The following is a 14,734-nucleotide window of genomic DNA, read 5'->3' on the forward strand; positions in this document are numbered from 1 at the left end:
ATATAAAAATACAAATACTTGCAGCGGCAATAATCCGCCTGATATTTGAAAAAAACAATTACTTTGCTAAAAGGGATGTTATTTCCCGTGCGGCTTTTTCGGTTTCCGCATTTTTCAAAGTGAGCGTCTTTTGAGCTTTGGGTGCTGCCTTATAGGAATCGGGCAAAGCAATTCCCCCATTAACAGGATACATCCACTGAGTAAGCGGCAGCACGGATTGTGCCTTTTCACCGATTAAAAAGTCCAAAAAAGCTTTACCGCCCTTTTCGTTCGGCGCCCCCTTTACCAACCCTGCGCCTTCAATTTGCATAATATGCCCTTCATCGAAAATCAAAGCCTTGTACCGGTCGGTTTTATCGTATTCGGCATGATACGCAGGGCTGGTTGTGTAGCTTATAACAAGCGGCGCTTCTCCCGCCGTAAAAAGACCGTAACCTGCATCCCAGCCGGGAGCCATCGTTAAAATGCTCGGCTTAAGGGCTTTCCAATATTCGAGATACGTGTCGCCGAATACGGCCCGTGTCCATGCGGCAAAACCCAAGCCGGGTGTTGAAGTGCGCGGATCCATTAAAATCAATTTTTTTGCATATATGCTCTTTGTCAAATCCGACAAAGATTCGGGCGCAGGGGTTCCCGATTGCGTATCGTAAATCAGGGCAAAATAACTCCAATCATAAGGTGTTAGTTTCCACTCGGAATCCAAAATCAACCCTGCGGGAATAAGGCGGTCGGCATGTGCCGGTTTATATGCTTTTAAAACATCCGCATTTTTTACCGTTTCAACTTGATTATTATCTATACCAAGCAAAACATCCGCTTGCGGAGCTTTTTTTTCCAAAGCTGCACGAGTAAGTACTTGCACCGCATCTCCTGCGGAAATAAGCGTACATTTGTAACCCGTTTCGGCTTCAAAGAGTTTTACCAATTCGGGGCCCGGCCCCCAATCTGCTGTAAACGAATCGTATGCGTAAACGACAACCTCTTTCGCCCGCGCATCGGAAACGTCGGTTTTTCCTTTTGCGGGGAGAACTGCAATAAAAGTAATTAATAAAAAGAGAATACAAAGACGAGTCTTCATAACTTCCTCCGCCGGTATTGTCCGGATCAGGTTGGGACAGCCGTACGGCCGTCCTGCGGGTTTGCTCTCAGAAAACGGTCGGACTTGAAAATCCGCACGTTAACACCCCGGTATGAAAAGCAGTATAGCCGTAATTCATTTTTTTAGCAAGACGGGTATGGACGATACTGGGTTTGAACCAGTGACTTCTACCGTGTGAAGGTAGCACTCTACCGCTGAGTTAATCGTCCGACAAATAGGCACACCGCAAAAAATAGCAATTTTCAATGTGTGATGATTCAGAATAGCACAAAGAAAGTTTTGTGTAAACCGCCGGTATTCCTTTTTTTCCGATTGAATGCCTGCCCGATTTTTTATATACTCATAACAGAGCTGTTCAAAAACTCCGGTTTTGGGGCAGCCGAGTTATTCCAATCACAGGAAATCCGCAATGTTGTTGACCATAAGCGCCGAGGGGCAAGGCTCCGGTGCATTAAGTTTTTTACTGCATAAACATCCCGGTAAACTCCAAACGGTTGAATTATCCGTGGGATCGGCTCACGTATTTTACCCCGAATACTCGGAGGAAAAAACGACGGCAGCCCTGCTTTTGGACATAGATCCGATCGGCATGGTGCGCAATGCCAAAAATTTTGCCGGAAAAGAATTTTTACTCGGTCAATACGTGAATGACCGCCCCTATGCGGCATCTTCGTTTTTAAGTTCGGCAATCTCAAAAACCTTTTCAAGCGCCATGAACGGAAGCTGTAAAGAACACCCGGAACTCGTTGATATTCCCCTCAATTTGACGGCACGGATTTCCGTACTGCCCGCACCGAAAGGGGGAGAGGTTTTAATCAATAAATTATTTGAGCCTCTCGGATACACGGTTGAAGCCGAACGGCACATACTGGACACGCAGTTTACCGATTGGGGATACGGAAAGTATTTTTCCCTTACGCTCAAAAACAACATCACGCTTAAAGATTTGCTTTCCCATTTATATGTGTTGATTCCCGTTTCCGATAACGAAAAGCATTATTTTATTACCCGGGATGAAGTGGATAAACTTTTGCAAAAAGGACGCGGCTGGCTTGAAAATCATCCTGAAAAAGATCTTATCGTTTCCCGCTATTTAATCAATATACGTTCTCTTGTGCGCTCGGCCTTTGAAATATTGTCCGCTCAGGAAGAAGCCCCGGAAGAAGACGCAAACACCGACACCCCTGTTCAGCGTGAAAAAAAGGAGCGGCTGCACGATCTGAGACTGCAGACGGTTGCCGAACAATTAAAAGCAAGCGGGGCCGAAAGCGTTATCGACCTGGGCTGCGGAGACGGCAAGCTTTTAAAACTTCTTTTAAAAGAACGGCAGTTTCAACGGATAGCCGGAACCGATGTGTCCTTTTCGGAATTGACAAAATGCAAGGACAGGCTTCATTGGGAAGAAATGCCGCCTAAGCAAAAAGAAAGAATCAGCCTGTTTCAAAGTTCGGTAACATACCGCGATAAACGCTTTTCCGGTTTTGATGCGGCCGCCCTTGTGGAAGTAATCGAACACCTTGACGAAAACCGTTTAAGCGCCTTGGAAAAATCGGTTTTTAAATATGCAAAACCGCACACAATCGTCCTTACCACGCCGAACAGAGAATACAATGTGCACTATGAAAATCTCGCGGCGGGAAAACTGCGGCATTCCGATCACCGCTTTGAATGGACCCGCGCCGAATTCAAAGCTTGGGCACAAAAAACGGCCGAAACATACGGCTACAGCCTTGTGATTTTTCCGGTCGGCGAAGAAGAAAACACAATAGGAGCGCCGTGTCAAATGGCGGTATTTACGTATGGAACTCAGCATACCTAAACTTTCACTGGTTTTACTCATAGGCGTTTCCGGCTCCGGAAAAAGCAGCTTTGCAAAAAAACATTTCGGCAGGTACGAAATCGTCTCTTCCGACGAGTGCCGCGGAATCGTTTCCGATGACGAAAACAATCAGGCGGCTACACACGATGCCTTTGAATTGTTTAATTTTATTATTTCCAAGCGCCTAAAAAGCGGATTGCTCACGGTTGCGGATGCGACAAACGTTCAGCAGGAATCAAGAAAAAAACTGATCGATCTTGCACGCTCTTTTCATGCGCTGCCCGTAGCGATTGTCTTTAATATGCCTCAGGAAATCTGCGAGGAGCGTAACGCAAATCGCACCGACAGAACGATTTCCCGGCGTACATTGCAGCGGCAAATGCAGGACTTAAAACAGTCGCTCAGATCTTTAAAACGGGAAGGCTTTGCAAAAATCCATATTTTACGCTCAGAAGAAGAGGTTAATGCCGTTACCGCGATTGTACGCGAAAAACTTTATAACGATAAAACCGACGAATGCGGCCCCTTTGATATAATAGGAGATATTCACGGCTGTTATGACGAACTGCTTGAACTTTTACACAAACTGAATTATTCCGTCGATTCGGTAGAAGATAACGGAACAAATTACGGTCTTAATATACGTCATCCGGAAAACCGCAAAGCCGTTTTTTTAGGCGATTTGGTTGACCGCGGCCCCGATTCACCTGCCGTTCTGAAGCTGGTAATGAGTATGGTGCGCAGCGGAAGCGCCCTCTGTGTGCCCGGTAATCACGATATGAAGCTGCAAAAAAAACTGAACGGAAAAACCGTACAGGAAAAACACGGCTTGGCGGAAACGCTCAAACAGCTTGAAAGCGAATCCGATGCTTTTAAAAACGATGTAAACGGTTTTTTAAACGATTTAATCAGCCACTATGTTTTGGACAGGGGAAAGCTTGTCGTCTCTCATGCGGGGCTGAAAGAAGAAATGCACGGGCGCGGTTCCGGAGCGGTACGCTCGTTTTGTCTATACGGAGAGACCACCGGAGAAACCGATGAATTCGGCTTACCGGTACGCCATAATTGGGCAGCCGAATACCGCGGGCGCGCAAAAGTCGTCTACGGTCATACGCCGGTACCCGAGGCGCAATGGCTTAACAATACTATAGATATAGACACGGGCTGTGTATTCGGAGGTTCCCTAACCGCCCTGCGTTACCCGGAAGAAGAACTTATATCGGTTAAGGCGCGCAAAGCCTATGCGGATTCTGTCCGCCCGCTTGAGATGCCGCAAAACATTTTCTCAAACAAAGACGAGGCAAAAAATGAAAACACATTTTCTTTACAGCATGAAGACGACGATTTACTGGATATTGAAGATGTGAGCGGAAGACGGATTATTCAAACACGCTTAAAAAACAATATTTTGATCCGTGAAGAAAATTCGATTGCCGCGCTTGAAGCGGTAAGCCGCTTTGCCGTAAATCCTAAATGGCTGATTTACCTTCCTCCCACAATGTCGCCGTCCGAAACAAGCAGTCTCGACGATTTTTTGGAGCACCCGCTTGAAGCGGTTGATTATTATAAAAGCCGCGGCATAAAAAGAATCATACTGGAAGAAAAACACATGGGCTCCAGAGCCGTCCTTGTCATCTGCAAAAACGAAAAAACTGCGGAACAAAGGTTCGGTATTAAAAATGAAGGTATCGGAGTCTGCTACACACGTACCGGACGGAATTTTTTTAACGATCCGGCGGTAGAAACGGCGTTTTTGGAAAAAATTAAAAATGCATTGGAAGGCTCCGGCTTTTGGGAAAAGCATAATACGGATTGGGTGTGTCTGGATGCCGAACTTATGCCCTGGTCTGCAAAGGCTCAAAGTTTGTTGCGCAGCCAATATGCTTCTACCGGTTCGGCGGCAGTTCATGCGCTTTCGGAAGCGGTTGGGGTTTTAGAGCCGACTTCCAAGCGCGGAATTGAAGACGCGCAGCCTCTTTTTGAAAAATTCTTACGGAAACAAGATGCGGCGCATAAATTCGTTACCTCGTACCGGAACTATTGCTGGGATGTAAAAAGTATCGATGATTATAAACTTGCACCCTTTCACATTTTGGCAACGGAAGGCTGCGTGCACGCGGATAAAAATCATGAATGGCACATGGAGCATATAAAAGAAATCTGCCGTGCCGATACAAAGCTTTTTAAGCTTACTCCGTATAAAATCGTAGACACGGAAAGTGAAACCGACGTGCGGAATGCCGTAGATTGGTGGCTTTCGCTTACGGCAAAGGGCGGAGAAGGAACGGTTATCAAACCCTATGATTTTACCGCACGCAGCGGTAAACATGAACTTATTCAGCCGGCGGTTAAATGCCGCGGCAAAGAATATCTTCGCATCATCTACGGCCCCGAATACTGCGAGCCGGAAAATTTGTCCCGTTTAAAAAAACGCGGCTTGGCAAAAAAGCGTTCCCTTGCCTTGCAGGAATTTGCATTGGGCATTGAAGCCCTTGAGCGTTTTGTCAAAAATGAACCTTTAAGACGAATTCATGAAAGCGTCTTTGCAGTCCTCGCTCTCGAAAGCGAAGCCGTAGACCCGCGCTTATAAATTAAGGAGAACATATTATGAAAAAAACGGCAATTATTTATGCTTCGGTCCATCACAAAAATACGGAGCGCTTATTAAAAGAAGCGGTTAAAAACCTTAATATCGACCTTTTAACCGTAAAAGAAGCCGAAAGCGCCGATCTTTCCCCTTACGAAGCGGTCGGCTTTGCATCGGGTATCTATGCAGGAAAACTTCATGCATCCGTTGAGCGTTTTATAAAAAACCGCGAACAAGCCCTCCCCCGAAAAAGCTTTATTCTTTGTACCAGCGGCATGGGAAAAGGATTTTTCGCAAAAAGATGTTCCGCATATTTAAGACAAAAAGGTTTTGAGGTGCTCGGCTCCTTTGAATGCAAGGGCTTTGATACCTTCGCATTTTTCAAATTGTTCGGCGGAATTGCAAAAAATCATCCCGACGAAAAAGATGTCCAAAATGCCGCGGCATTTTTAAAAAAACTCACGGAGGCCTCATAATGTACTTTAAAAAATTAAGCGGAACAAAATGTTATCTTTCGCCGATTGACGTAAACGATGCGGAAACCTATACGCGCTGGCTTAACGACCTCGAAGTAACCGAAAATTTAACCCTTGCTTCGACCGTCATTCCCCTTGAAGGTGAAAAAGAATTGCTGCAAAAACTGGCCGCAGGCTCTCCTACGGAGCAGGATTACGCAATAGTCAATGCCGAAAACGACACGCTTATCGGAAACGTCGGCTTGGTCAATATAAATCATCTGCACAGGACGGCCGAAATCGGTATTTTTATCGGCGATAAAAGCTGCTGGGGAAGAGGTTTCGGAACTGAAGCAATGTCGCTTTTAATTGATTACGCTTATAAGGTGTTGAACCTGCACAATATATTTTTAAGAACTTATGCCTTTAACAAGCGTGCAATCCGCTGTTACGAAAAAGTCGGTTTTAAAAAAATCGGCGAAATACGGGAAGCCCATGTGTACGGCGGCAAAGCTCACAATGTCATATTGATGGATATACTGCCCTGCGATTTTTATAAAAACCGGTAAACCGGCATATATAAGGAGGAAGTCGGCTTATGGAAAAAAAAGAACGGAGGATTCCGAAAACACTTTTGTTGTTTGATTATTTGACGAATTTCGGCTGGGTTGCGGGCAATTTTGCAACCAATTTGATTTTCGGTGCAACCGGCAGTATTGCCCTTGTCGTAAAATCAAAATCTTTTTTTTGTATCATTGTATTGATTGCGCTTGTGCCGCTGCTTAAGCGGTATTTTATTTTACGGCCGGTTATCGATTGGGAAAAAGATGCGGTAAAAGCGCAAAAAAATATTTTACTGTATGAAAAGCTTTTATTGATGATTCCGCTTGCCCTGGCTTTATTCGGCCCGATTGTTATCGGTGTGGAAAAAAAGTTTATTACCGATACGAATTTATTTTTTGCTCTTATGCTTATTACAAGCGGGAATATTTTTGTAATGGCGCCCTTTTTCGCCGCGCAAACTGTCCGGATACTGGAAAAATGGGCGGCATTTGTTCCTATTGATAAAAAACGCATACGCGCGATGCCGAACGGCATTGCACTTATAGGCTTTTCCTGTATGATGGGTACCGTCTTTGTTTGTGCGGTTCCTCTTTTGCGCTTGCGTCCCGGCGATAATGTCGGCACCGTACTTTTTCGCGCCGTTTTGCCCGTTTTTATATACGGACTGTTTTTTGCAATTCTAAATCTGGTATCGATGGCAAAACTGACGGCAAAACGGATAATGCTGCTGCAAGACAGTATACAAAAATTGGCCGAAGGAAATTACCGGCAAGAGCCGGTCCGAATCGATTCCCGTGACGAGCTTGCCTGTTTAACTGCCGATTTTAACACTTTTTTGACGTTTAATAAACAATTTCTTACGGATTTACTGCATACGGTTGCGATACTCAACGAAGCTTCCGAGCACTTGTCTTCAAATATGGAAGAAACGTTACAAGCCGTACATCATATTACCGATAATATTTTTCAAGTAGACGATCAGATTCAAAATCAAGCGGCGGAAGTACTTAAAGCGCAAACCACTTTGGAAAAAACGGCGCGGAATCTGGAAAAACTGGATACGAACATTGCAAGTCAATCGACAGCCGTAACCGAATCCGTTGCAACTATCGAGCAAATGTCCGCAAATATGCAAGCGGTCAGTACCGTTGTAACCGGTAATATGGACTCAATCAACGAACTGAACCGGGCGGCTGCGGAAGGAAACCGGGTAATCAGCAGTACGGCGGAAATCGTACAAGTTATCAATGACAGTTCGGAAGGGCTTTTGGAAGCGAGCGATGTGATTCAAAGCATCGCCTCACAAACAAACCTTTTGGCAATGAATGCCGCAATTGAAGCCGCCCATGCAGGAGAAGCCGGCAAAGGGTTTGCCGTTGTCGCCGATGAAATCAGAAAACTTGCCGAGGAATCAAGCGTGCAGGGAAAAACGATTACAACGGTATTGAGAGAACTTAAAGATAAAATAGAAGCATTGAGCGCGTCGGCAAATACGGCTGAAAAACAGTTTGCCCATATTATGAACCTTTTGGAATCGGTACGTAATCGCAGCAACGAAATTATGAACACGATGAGCGAACAAAGCTCCGGCAGTACTCAAGTGCTTGAGGCTATCCGCGAAATTAACGATATTACGGTAAAAGTAAAAGAAGGCTCCGTAGAAATGCTGACCGAAAATACCGAAGCGGGAAAGGAAACGGCAAAACTTGTTGAAGCGTCGCAGGAAATAAGCGCGAGTATGAAAAACATAGATTCGAGCGCGGCACGGATAAGCGAATCGGCAAACAATGTTGTAGATGCAGGCAAAAAAAATACCGAAGCGCTTGCCCAAGTGGTTAATCACTTAAACCGCTTGACCGTATAATATTTTGAACTGAAAAAACGATTCCGATTTTCAAAAACGGTTATTCGTTTTTATACAAGCCCATTGTGACGCTGTCGTCGATTATTTTGAGGGCAAAGCGCCACAGCTCGTCGGAAAAATCTTTTATAAAGGTTTTTTTGGCAACGATTTGCGCTTTGGAAAGCTTTTTTGCAACAATATTTTGATTGTTGACGGCATAATGATTTAAAAGCGGCTGAAGATTGTCCAGCACAAGGGCGTACTGCGCTTCCTTTGTTTCGGCTTTTTCAAACTCTTCCCACGTGCTAAGAAAATACTCTTTTTGGTCTTCGGGCAATAAGCCGAATATTTTATGCGCCGCCTCGCGCTCTGCGGGTTTTATCCGTTCGCGCGCATTGTCGTCGTATAAAAAAACATCTCCCGCATAGATTTCCACAACATCGTGAATTAAAAGCATGGTAAGCGTTTTTTCAATGTCGATTTTTTCTTTGCAGTATTCGCGCAGTACAAGGGCCATCATCGACACGTGCCAAGAATGCTCCGCACTGTTTTCGCGGCGTTTGCCGCCGTGCGTTCCGTTTTGCCTGTATACGACTTTCAGCTTTTCGAGTTCAAAGATAAATTTCATTTGCTGTTCGAGGCGAGTGTTCATAGCTTTAAAAACCTTTATCGATTGATTATCCACACTTCGTTGTCGCGGTAAAAGGTGCGGGTTGCATATATGTTTCCGGATGTTTTCCCGATTGCCGAAATGCGCACGCCTTTTACAACCGATATAATCACATCGGCATCGGCAGGAATAATCACATCAAGAAAAGTTTTACCGGTTGAAACGGAAAGCGGTTCCGCCGTTTTGTTATATGTGTGCACGCGGACATATTCGGCCGGCGCAAACCAATCGCACTGTGTAAAAACCACAACGGTAAAAAACAAAGCAGCACACAGAAAAAGCATTTTACCGAAAGCGCGTTTTTTTATGTTTTGCCCGGCAAAGCAGTTTTTCTTATCTGTCATAAGTCGTATTATATCACATTCTTCCGTTCTTTCAAGACCGTATCTTTAAAGCCCGCATCGAATTTAAAACCGCAAGCAGGGCGACTCCCGTATCCGCAAAAACGGCCGTCCACATATTCGCAATGCCGAATGCGCCGAGTATCAGCACAACCGCTTTTATACCGAGCGCAAAAGCGATATTTTCGCGGATAATCGTAAGACTGCGCCGCGCTATACGGATACTCAAGGGAAGTTTTACCGGATCGTCGTCCATAAGAACAACATCCGCAGCTTCTATAGCCGCATCGCTTCCCAACGCACCCATTGCAATGCCGACATCGGCAAGAGCAAGTACGGGGGCATCGTTTATGCCGTCGCCGGTAAATGCAAGCGTTCCCCTTCTTTTTGCGTTTTTTTCGCCGCCTGCCTTTTGAACGTTATCCGCAAGCAGTTTTTCCACCATTTCAACTTTTCCGGCCGGCAGTAAATCCGTATATACTTTATCTATACCCAGTTTTTCGGCTATGTAATCCGCTGCGGCTTTGGAATCTCCGGTAAGCATAACGGTTTGTTTTACGCCGGTTTTTTTTAACTGCCGCACGGCTTCTGCGGAATGCGGCTTTGGCTCGTCCGTAATGACAATATGGCCGGCATAAAATCCGTCTACCGATACGTGAACGATGGTTCCGAAACTGCTGCAAGGGCGCCATTTTGCGTTAATCGAATCCATAAGACGCGAGTTTCCCGCGCAAATGTTTTTTCCGTCGACAACGGCGCGTATACCCTGCCCCGCAATTTCGTTTACGTTTGTAACACGCTTTTCGAACAAGGGGCCTTCGACATTTCCCCCCGTGCGTTTGCGGTACTCTTCTTTTATCGATAAGGAAATCGGGTGGTTTGAATAGCGCTCGGCGGCAGCCGTCAATTCGAGAAGCTGTTCTTCGTTGATTGTATCGGCGTGAACGGCGGTTACCGTAAAAACGCCGCGCGTAAGCGTGCCCGTTTTGTCGAACACGGCGGTTTGTACGTGCGCCAAAGCTTCAAGATAATTACCGCCCTTAATTAAAATACCGTGCTTTGACGCGCAGCCTATGCCCGCAAAAAAGCCCAGCGGAACCGAAATGACAAGGGCGCAGGGGCAGGAAATAACCAAAAATATGAGAGCGCGCTGTACCCATACCGCCCATTGACCGCCGAAAAAAAGCGGAGGCAAAACCGCAAGAAAAACGGCGCTGAATACGACAATAGGCGTGTATACGCGGGCGAAGCGCGTAATAAAGGTTTCCGTTTTTGCTTTTTTTTCGGCCGCGTGTTCCACCATTTCAAGTATTTTGGAAACGGTCGAATCGCCGAAGCCCTTTGTTACCTTTACTTTTAAAAGACCGCGCAAATTTACGCTGCCGCTCAAAACCGCATCTCCGGTTTGTACGTCGCGCGGCAAAGACTCTCCTGTTAAAGCGGCCGTGTTTAAACTGCTTTCGCCTTCAACTATTATACCGTCCAGCGGTATTTTTTCTCCGGGTTTTATCACAATCGTACTTCCGATTCCAACCGAAGAAGGCGGAACTTGAACCAAACCGCCGTCTTTTTCAATGTTTGCATAATCGGGGCGGATGTCCATCAAAGCGGTTATGGATTTTTTTGAACGGTTTACCGCGTAGCCCTGCAAAGCTTCTCCGATTTGATAAAAAAGCATAACCGCCGAAGCTTCCGTATATTCGCCCAAAATCATCGCGCCGACGGTTGCAACCGACATTAAAAAATTTTCATCGAACACTTCGCCGCGCAAAATATTTTTTACCGCGCTCCATAAAATATCATAGCCGATTATAAGATAGGGAATCGCGTATAAAAGCACGGCGGCAATCCTTTGTTCGCCGATAAAAAAAAGCGGACCTTTTTCAAGCAATACAAGTGCGGCAAAGGTCAGCACCGTCAGTACGACGCGCAAAACCATATGGGAGCTTGAACCGTGGGAGTGAGAACATCCGCAGCCGCAGCCGTGTTCTTCCTTATGAGAATGCTCATGCGCACAGCAACACTCTTCTTTATGCACATGATTATGAGTATGTATATGGGCATACTCATGCCCGCATGAATGTTCGTGTGTGCAGCCGCACGAATCGCCGCAGTGTACCTGTTCCATTCTATTCCTCCTCATATTCTATAATATGCCGTATTTACTCACAAATATGTTCCATACCCTGATCTATAATCGTAACGACGTGATGATCGTTCAGCGAATAAAAAAGCGATTTTCCTTCGCGTCTGTTGCGTACCAGTTTGCTTTGGCGCAAAATTTTCAATTGGTGCGAAACCGCCGATTGCGTCATATTTAAAACCTGAGCCAAATCGTTTACGCACAATTCTTTTTTCCGCAGCGTGTACAGAATTTTTATGCGTGTGGTATCGCCGAAAATTTTAAACAAATCGGCTAAATCGTAGAGTTTTTCTTCATCAAAATCGTTTGTCTGTGTATTCATTTTTACCTCATATGATTATCTGTTCATATGTTTATATACCGATATTTAAAACTTGTCAAGTCCTTAATTTAAAACCGATGTAAAACGGAACGAGTATTAAATAAAAATGAATTTGATATAAAAGATTTTACATCCCGGTATGCCGGGCAGCTTTATATCGGTTCGGCGAGAATCCGGTAGGCTTCTATAAGCTTTTCAAGCGGCCAGCGGCCGCGGTTTGCCGCACTTGTTGAAGGAAGATACACCGCTTTTATACCGGTCTGCGGTGCGCAATAGGCCGTATACAGACGATGTGCCATTTTTCCCGTCGTATATATGCGTTTTACGCCGGCTTTAATAAGCGCAGATAAATCGTTAACCCGAGGCTCGCGGATGGAAGCGTCGTCGGCCCCCGCAATCGAACAGGAATGCAAGACATCCCAAAGCGCAATCCCTTCATGCAAAACAAAGGTACGTTTTGCTTCGTTTGTACGCGGACATTGCTTTTCAAAAACGGCGGCAAGAACGTTCCAAAAACGGTTTTGAGGGTGGCCGTAATAAAAACCGTTTTCGCGCGAACGGGGAGAAGGCATGCTGCCCAAAATAAGAATGCGCGAATTATCGTCAAAAACGGGTTCAAAGGGATGAATGACCGTATCGGGATGCATAGACGTGTACCTTGTAATAAAATAAGGGCGGATAAAGGGTACTGTAGCGAAAAACGAATTGTATGTTACCCTGCTTTTGCACCGCTTTTCCGCCGTTTATTTTAAACCTTAAACTTTTTCACTTCCGATGTCAAGTTTTCAATGCTTTGTTTATTCCGTACGGTCAATTCGCTTACTTCTCTTACGGCATTATTTATTTGTGTTGCGCCGGCGGCCATTTCATTCATACTCTCCGTGATAATACGTGTCAGACCGTCAAGTTTATTCATTTCCTGCGCTACCTGTTCTCCGCCTTTGAGCATTTCGTTGGAACCGTCGTTTACTTGCACCGTTACCGTATTGATGTCTTTTATAGCCGTGAGAACTTCTTTGCTCGCATTTTCTTGTTCCCGCATAGCTTCGGTAAGCCGGTTACTCATGGTTTTTACCTGCTCGGACAGTGTAAAAATAATATTGAATTTTTCTTCCACCGTCTTTGACGCATTCGACAAAACTTCGATTTCTCCGCTTAAATTTTTAAGAGTTGCGGTTATCGTTTTACCCTGTGCACTCGATTCTTCGGCAAGCTTACGGATTTCATCGGCAACAACGGCAAAGCCTTTTCCGGCTTCCCCTGCATGAGCGGCTTCAATTGCGGCATTCATCGCAAGCAAATTCGTTTGACTTGCAATATGCTGGATAACGCTTGAAGCTTCCAAAAGGCTGCCGGATTCTTCGGCAATTTGTTGTGTAATACCGCTTGAACTGAGCAGAGTTTCTTTTCCGTCGGAGGTTGCCGATGCAAGATCTTTTATCGTTCCGTCCGTTTTTTCCAGTGTTTGCGTAATGGAACCGATATTTGCAACCATTTCTTCAATTGCAGATGAAGATTCGGAAACACTTGCAGCCTGCGTTTCAATACTTTCATTAAGTTTTTTTATCGTATGAATAATTTCTTCAATAGTTGCCGCCGTTTCCGTAACGCTTGCAGCTTGAGTCAATGCCTGTTGTTTTACGCCTTCGATATTTGCACTTATTTCTGTTACGGCACTTGCCGTTTCAGTCATGTTGCTTGCAAGCTCATTACCTATTTGCTGCATTATTTCGGCGTTATTATCAACCGATTTAATCGATATGCCTATTTTTTCAATTGTTTGATTAAAGTAGCCGGATAAATCCGTAACTTCATCATTGTATGCAACAGGCAGCCGCACCGTTAAATCGCCTTCCCCTTGTGCGATATTTTTCAAAGCTTCTACAATCACTTTAACGGGATTAACCATCTTTACCGCAATAAAATATACGATAATAAGGGTAACGGCCAATAAAGATGCACAGGCAAAAATCATAGAACGACGCAAATCTTTTACCGTTCCCATAAACTCTTCAACGGGTGCCCGTATAACAACTTCCCAGCCCGTTGTCTGCAGGGTGGCATACGAACCGATGTTACCTTGTCCGTTATATGTATAATAGGCTACGGAAGGTATTTTTTCTTCCATCGCTTTTTTTGCAAAATTCGCAATGGAAACGAGGGCGGGATTTGTTTTGGCATTTTCCTGAAAATTATCCTGTTGCAACACCAAATCTCTGTTGCGGTGAGCAAGGGTTGTTCCGGTTAAGCCTAAAATAAAACAATAACCGGTTTTCCCGACGGTAATGTGGTCTATATCGTCTGAAAGTCTTGTACCCGGTGTATCGACCGATAAAACCCCGATAATTTGTTTTCCGCTGTAAATGGGAACTGCCAATGTATTTACGAGCGTACCGGTATCCCGCTCTATATAGGCTTCCGAAACAAAGGGGGTGCCCGCAATTGCGGATTTAAAATACGACCGGTCGCTTACGGGGAACACTTTTCCGTCCGCAGTATAAAACCTTCCCTGCCTATCCGTTATATTAAGCGAAACAATTCTATCGTTTGCGGCGGCGGAAGGCAACAGCGCTTTTATTTTTTCAGGATAGGAAAGAGTATCGTCTTGTAATGCCGGCATACGGGCCAACCCCTCCAAAAATTGCAAAAAGATGGTTACCTTTGCATCGACAATTTCCGCAGTATCGCGCGCTTTATCGACAAGATGCGCTTCAACTTTTTCGCTGACCGCTTTTTTTGCAATAAATACGGCAAGAACGGTTAACCCTATTTCCGCCAGTAAAATCAATATTCCGAATACAATAACAAGTTTTTTTCTGATGGAAAAGCGCTTTTTTTCAGCCGCTTTTTTCTCCGTCAAACCGTTGCCATGGTCCATGAAGCCGCCTCCT

At 45.1% G+C, this 14,734-nt stretch carries 12 protein-coding genes and 1 tRNA gene; 5 read left to right on the forward strand and 8 right to left on the reverse strand.

What is annotated here, in order from left to right; genetic code table 11:
- Positions 1 to 58: 58 nt before the first annotated feature.
- On the reverse strand, positions 59 to 1,078 hold the full coding sequence (locus H0R92_RS06185) for a thiamine ABC transporter substrate-binding protein (protein WP_432962217.1): 1,020 nt from the start codon (positions 1,076 to 1,078) through the stop codon (positions 59 to 61).
- 158 nt (positions 1,079 to 1,236) lie between these two features.
- A tRNA-Val gene (locus tag H0R92_RS06190) sits at positions 1,237 to 1,308 on the reverse strand.
- 200 nt (positions 1,309 to 1,508) lie between these two features.
- On the opposite strand from H0R92_RS06190, the gene H0R92_RS06195 reads away from it, so the two are divergent.
- The 5 genes from H0R92_RS06195 to H0R92_RS06215 are packed head-to-tail and all read left to right on the forward strand — an operon-like array spanning position 1,509 to position 8,388.
- Positions 1,509 to 2,918 carry a 3' terminal RNA ribose 2'-O-methyltransferase Hen1 gene (locus H0R92_RS06195; RefSeq protein ID WP_432962219.1) on the forward strand — a complete coding sequence of 470 codons (1,410 nt, stop codon included), beginning with the start codon at positions 1,509 to 1,511 and terminating at the stop codon, positions 2,916 to 2,918.
- On the forward strand, positions 2,899 to 5,508 hold the full coding sequence (locus H0R92_RS06200; protein ID WP_432962221.1) for a polynucleotide kinase-phosphatase: 2,610 nt from the start codon (positions 2,899 to 2,901) through the stop codon (positions 5,506 to 5,508). The genes H0R92_RS06195 and H0R92_RS06200 overlap by 20 nt, the downstream gene beginning before the upstream one ends.
- Before the next feature lie 17 nt (positions 5,509 to 5,525).
- Complete coding sequence (locus H0R92_RS06205) at positions 5,526 to 5,981, forward strand: flavodoxin domain-containing protein (protein ID WP_432962223.1); 456 nt, start codon at positions 5,526 to 5,528, stop codon at positions 5,979 to 5,981.
- Positions 5,981 to 6,529: a GNAT family N-acetyltransferase gene (locus tag H0R92_RS06210; protein WP_432962225.1), complete on the forward strand. Its 549-nt coding sequence runs from the start codon at positions 5,981 to 5,983 to the stop codon at positions 6,527 to 6,529. The genes H0R92_RS06205 and H0R92_RS06210 overlap by 1 nt, the downstream gene beginning before the upstream one ends.
- A 29-nt stretch (positions 6,530 to 6,558) precedes the next feature.
- A complete protein-coding gene (locus H0R92_RS06215; protein ID WP_432962227.1) occupies positions 6,559 to 8,388 on the forward strand; it encodes a methyl-accepting chemotaxis protein in 1,830 nt (609 codons plus the stop codon).
- A 40-nt stretch (positions 8,389 to 8,428) separates the two neighbouring features.
- On the opposite strand, the gene H0R92_RS06220 is transcribed toward H0R92_RS06215, so the two are convergent.
- The 6 genes from H0R92_RS06220 to H0R92_RS06245 all read right to left on the reverse strand — a co-directional run bounded on the left by H0R92_RS06220 (position 8,429) and on the right by H0R92_RS06245 (position 14,721).
- Complete coding sequence (locus tag H0R92_RS06220) at positions 8,429 to 9,052, reverse strand: HD domain-containing protein (protein ID WP_432962229.1); 624 nt, start codon at positions 9,050 to 9,052, stop codon at positions 8,429 to 8,431.
- Positions 9,034 to 9,381: a hypothetical protein gene (locus H0R92_RS06225; protein ID WP_432962231.1), complete on the reverse strand. Its 348-nt coding sequence runs from the start codon at positions 9,379 to 9,381 to the stop codon at positions 9,034 to 9,036. The genes H0R92_RS06220 and H0R92_RS06225 overlap by 19 nt, the downstream gene beginning before the upstream one ends.
- A gap of 31 nt (positions 9,382 to 9,412) precedes the next feature.
- Positions 9,413 to 11,506, reverse strand: coding sequence for a heavy metal translocating P-type ATPase (locus H0R92_RS06230; protein ID WP_432962233.1), 2,094 nt, complete (start codon positions 11,504 to 11,506; stop codon positions 9,413 to 9,415).
- 34 nt (positions 11,507 to 11,540) lie between these two features.
- Positions 11,541 to 11,843: an ArsR/SmtB family transcription factor gene (locus H0R92_RS06235; protein ID WP_432962235.1), complete on the reverse strand. Its 303-nt coding sequence runs from the start codon at positions 11,841 to 11,843 to the stop codon at positions 11,541 to 11,543.
- 152 nt (positions 11,844 to 11,995) lie between these two features.
- Entirely contained in the window at positions 11,996 to 12,490 is a 495-nt protein-coding gene (locus tag H0R92_RS06240) for a DNA-deoxyinosine glycosylase (RefSeq protein ID WP_432962237.1), read from the reverse strand.
- 101 nt (positions 12,491 to 12,591) lie between these two features.
- Positions 12,592 to 14,721 carry a methyl-accepting chemotaxis protein gene (locus H0R92_RS06245; RefSeq protein ID WP_432962238.1) on the reverse strand — a complete coding sequence of 710 codons (2,130 nt, stop codon included), beginning with the start codon at positions 14,719 to 14,721 and terminating at the stop codon, positions 12,592 to 12,594.
- Positions 14,722 to 14,734: the final 13 nt, after the last annotated feature.

The sequence above is a fragment of the Treponema sp. OMZ 840 genome (assembly GCF_050937815.1).
Lineage (GTDB): Bacteria > Spirochaetota > Spirochaetia > Treponematales > Treponemataceae > Treponema_C.

Bases quoted from the DNA above. Each gene is read 5' to 3' on its own strand.
- H0R92_RS06185 (WP_432962217.1), bottom strand. From the start codon at position 1,078: ATGAAGACTCGTCTTTGTATTCTCTTTTTATTAATTACTTTTATTGCA.
- H0R92_RS06195 (WP_432962219.1), top strand. From the start codon at position 1,509: ATGTTGTTGACCATAAGCGCCGAGGGGCAAGGCTCCGGTGCATTAAGT.
- H0R92_RS06200 (WP_432962221.1), top strand. From the start codon at position 2,899: ATGGAACTCAGCATACCTAAACTTTCACTGGTTTTACTCATAGGCGTT.
- H0R92_RS06205 (WP_432962223.1), top strand. From the start codon at position 5,526: ATGAAAAAAACGGCAATTATTTATGCTTCGGTCCATCACAAAAATACG.
- H0R92_RS06210 (WP_432962225.1), top strand. From the start codon at position 5,981: ATGTACTTTAAAAAATTAAGCGGAACAAAATGTTATCTTTCGCCGATT.
- H0R92_RS06215 (WP_432962227.1), top strand. From the start codon at position 6,559: ATGGAAAAAAAAGAACGGAGGATTCCGAAAACACTTTTGTTGTTTGAT.
- H0R92_RS06225 (WP_432962231.1), bottom strand. From the start codon at position 9,381: ATGACAGATAAGAAAAACTGCTTTGCCGGGCAAAACATAAAAAAACGC.
- H0R92_RS06230 (WP_432962233.1), bottom strand. From the start codon at position 11,506: ATGGAACAGGTACACTGCGGCGATTCGTGCGGCTGCACACACGAACAT.
- H0R92_RS06235 (WP_432962235.1), bottom strand. From the start codon at position 11,843: ATGAATACACAGACAAACGATTTTGATGAAGAAAAACTCTACGATTTA.
- H0R92_RS06240 (WP_432962237.1), bottom strand. From the start codon at position 12,490: ATGCATCCCGATACGGTCATTCATCCCTTTGAACCCGTTTTTGACGAT.
- H0R92_RS06245 (WP_432962238.1), bottom strand. From the start codon at position 14,721: ATGGACCATGGCAACGGTTTGACGGAGAAAAAAGCGGCTGAAAAAAAG.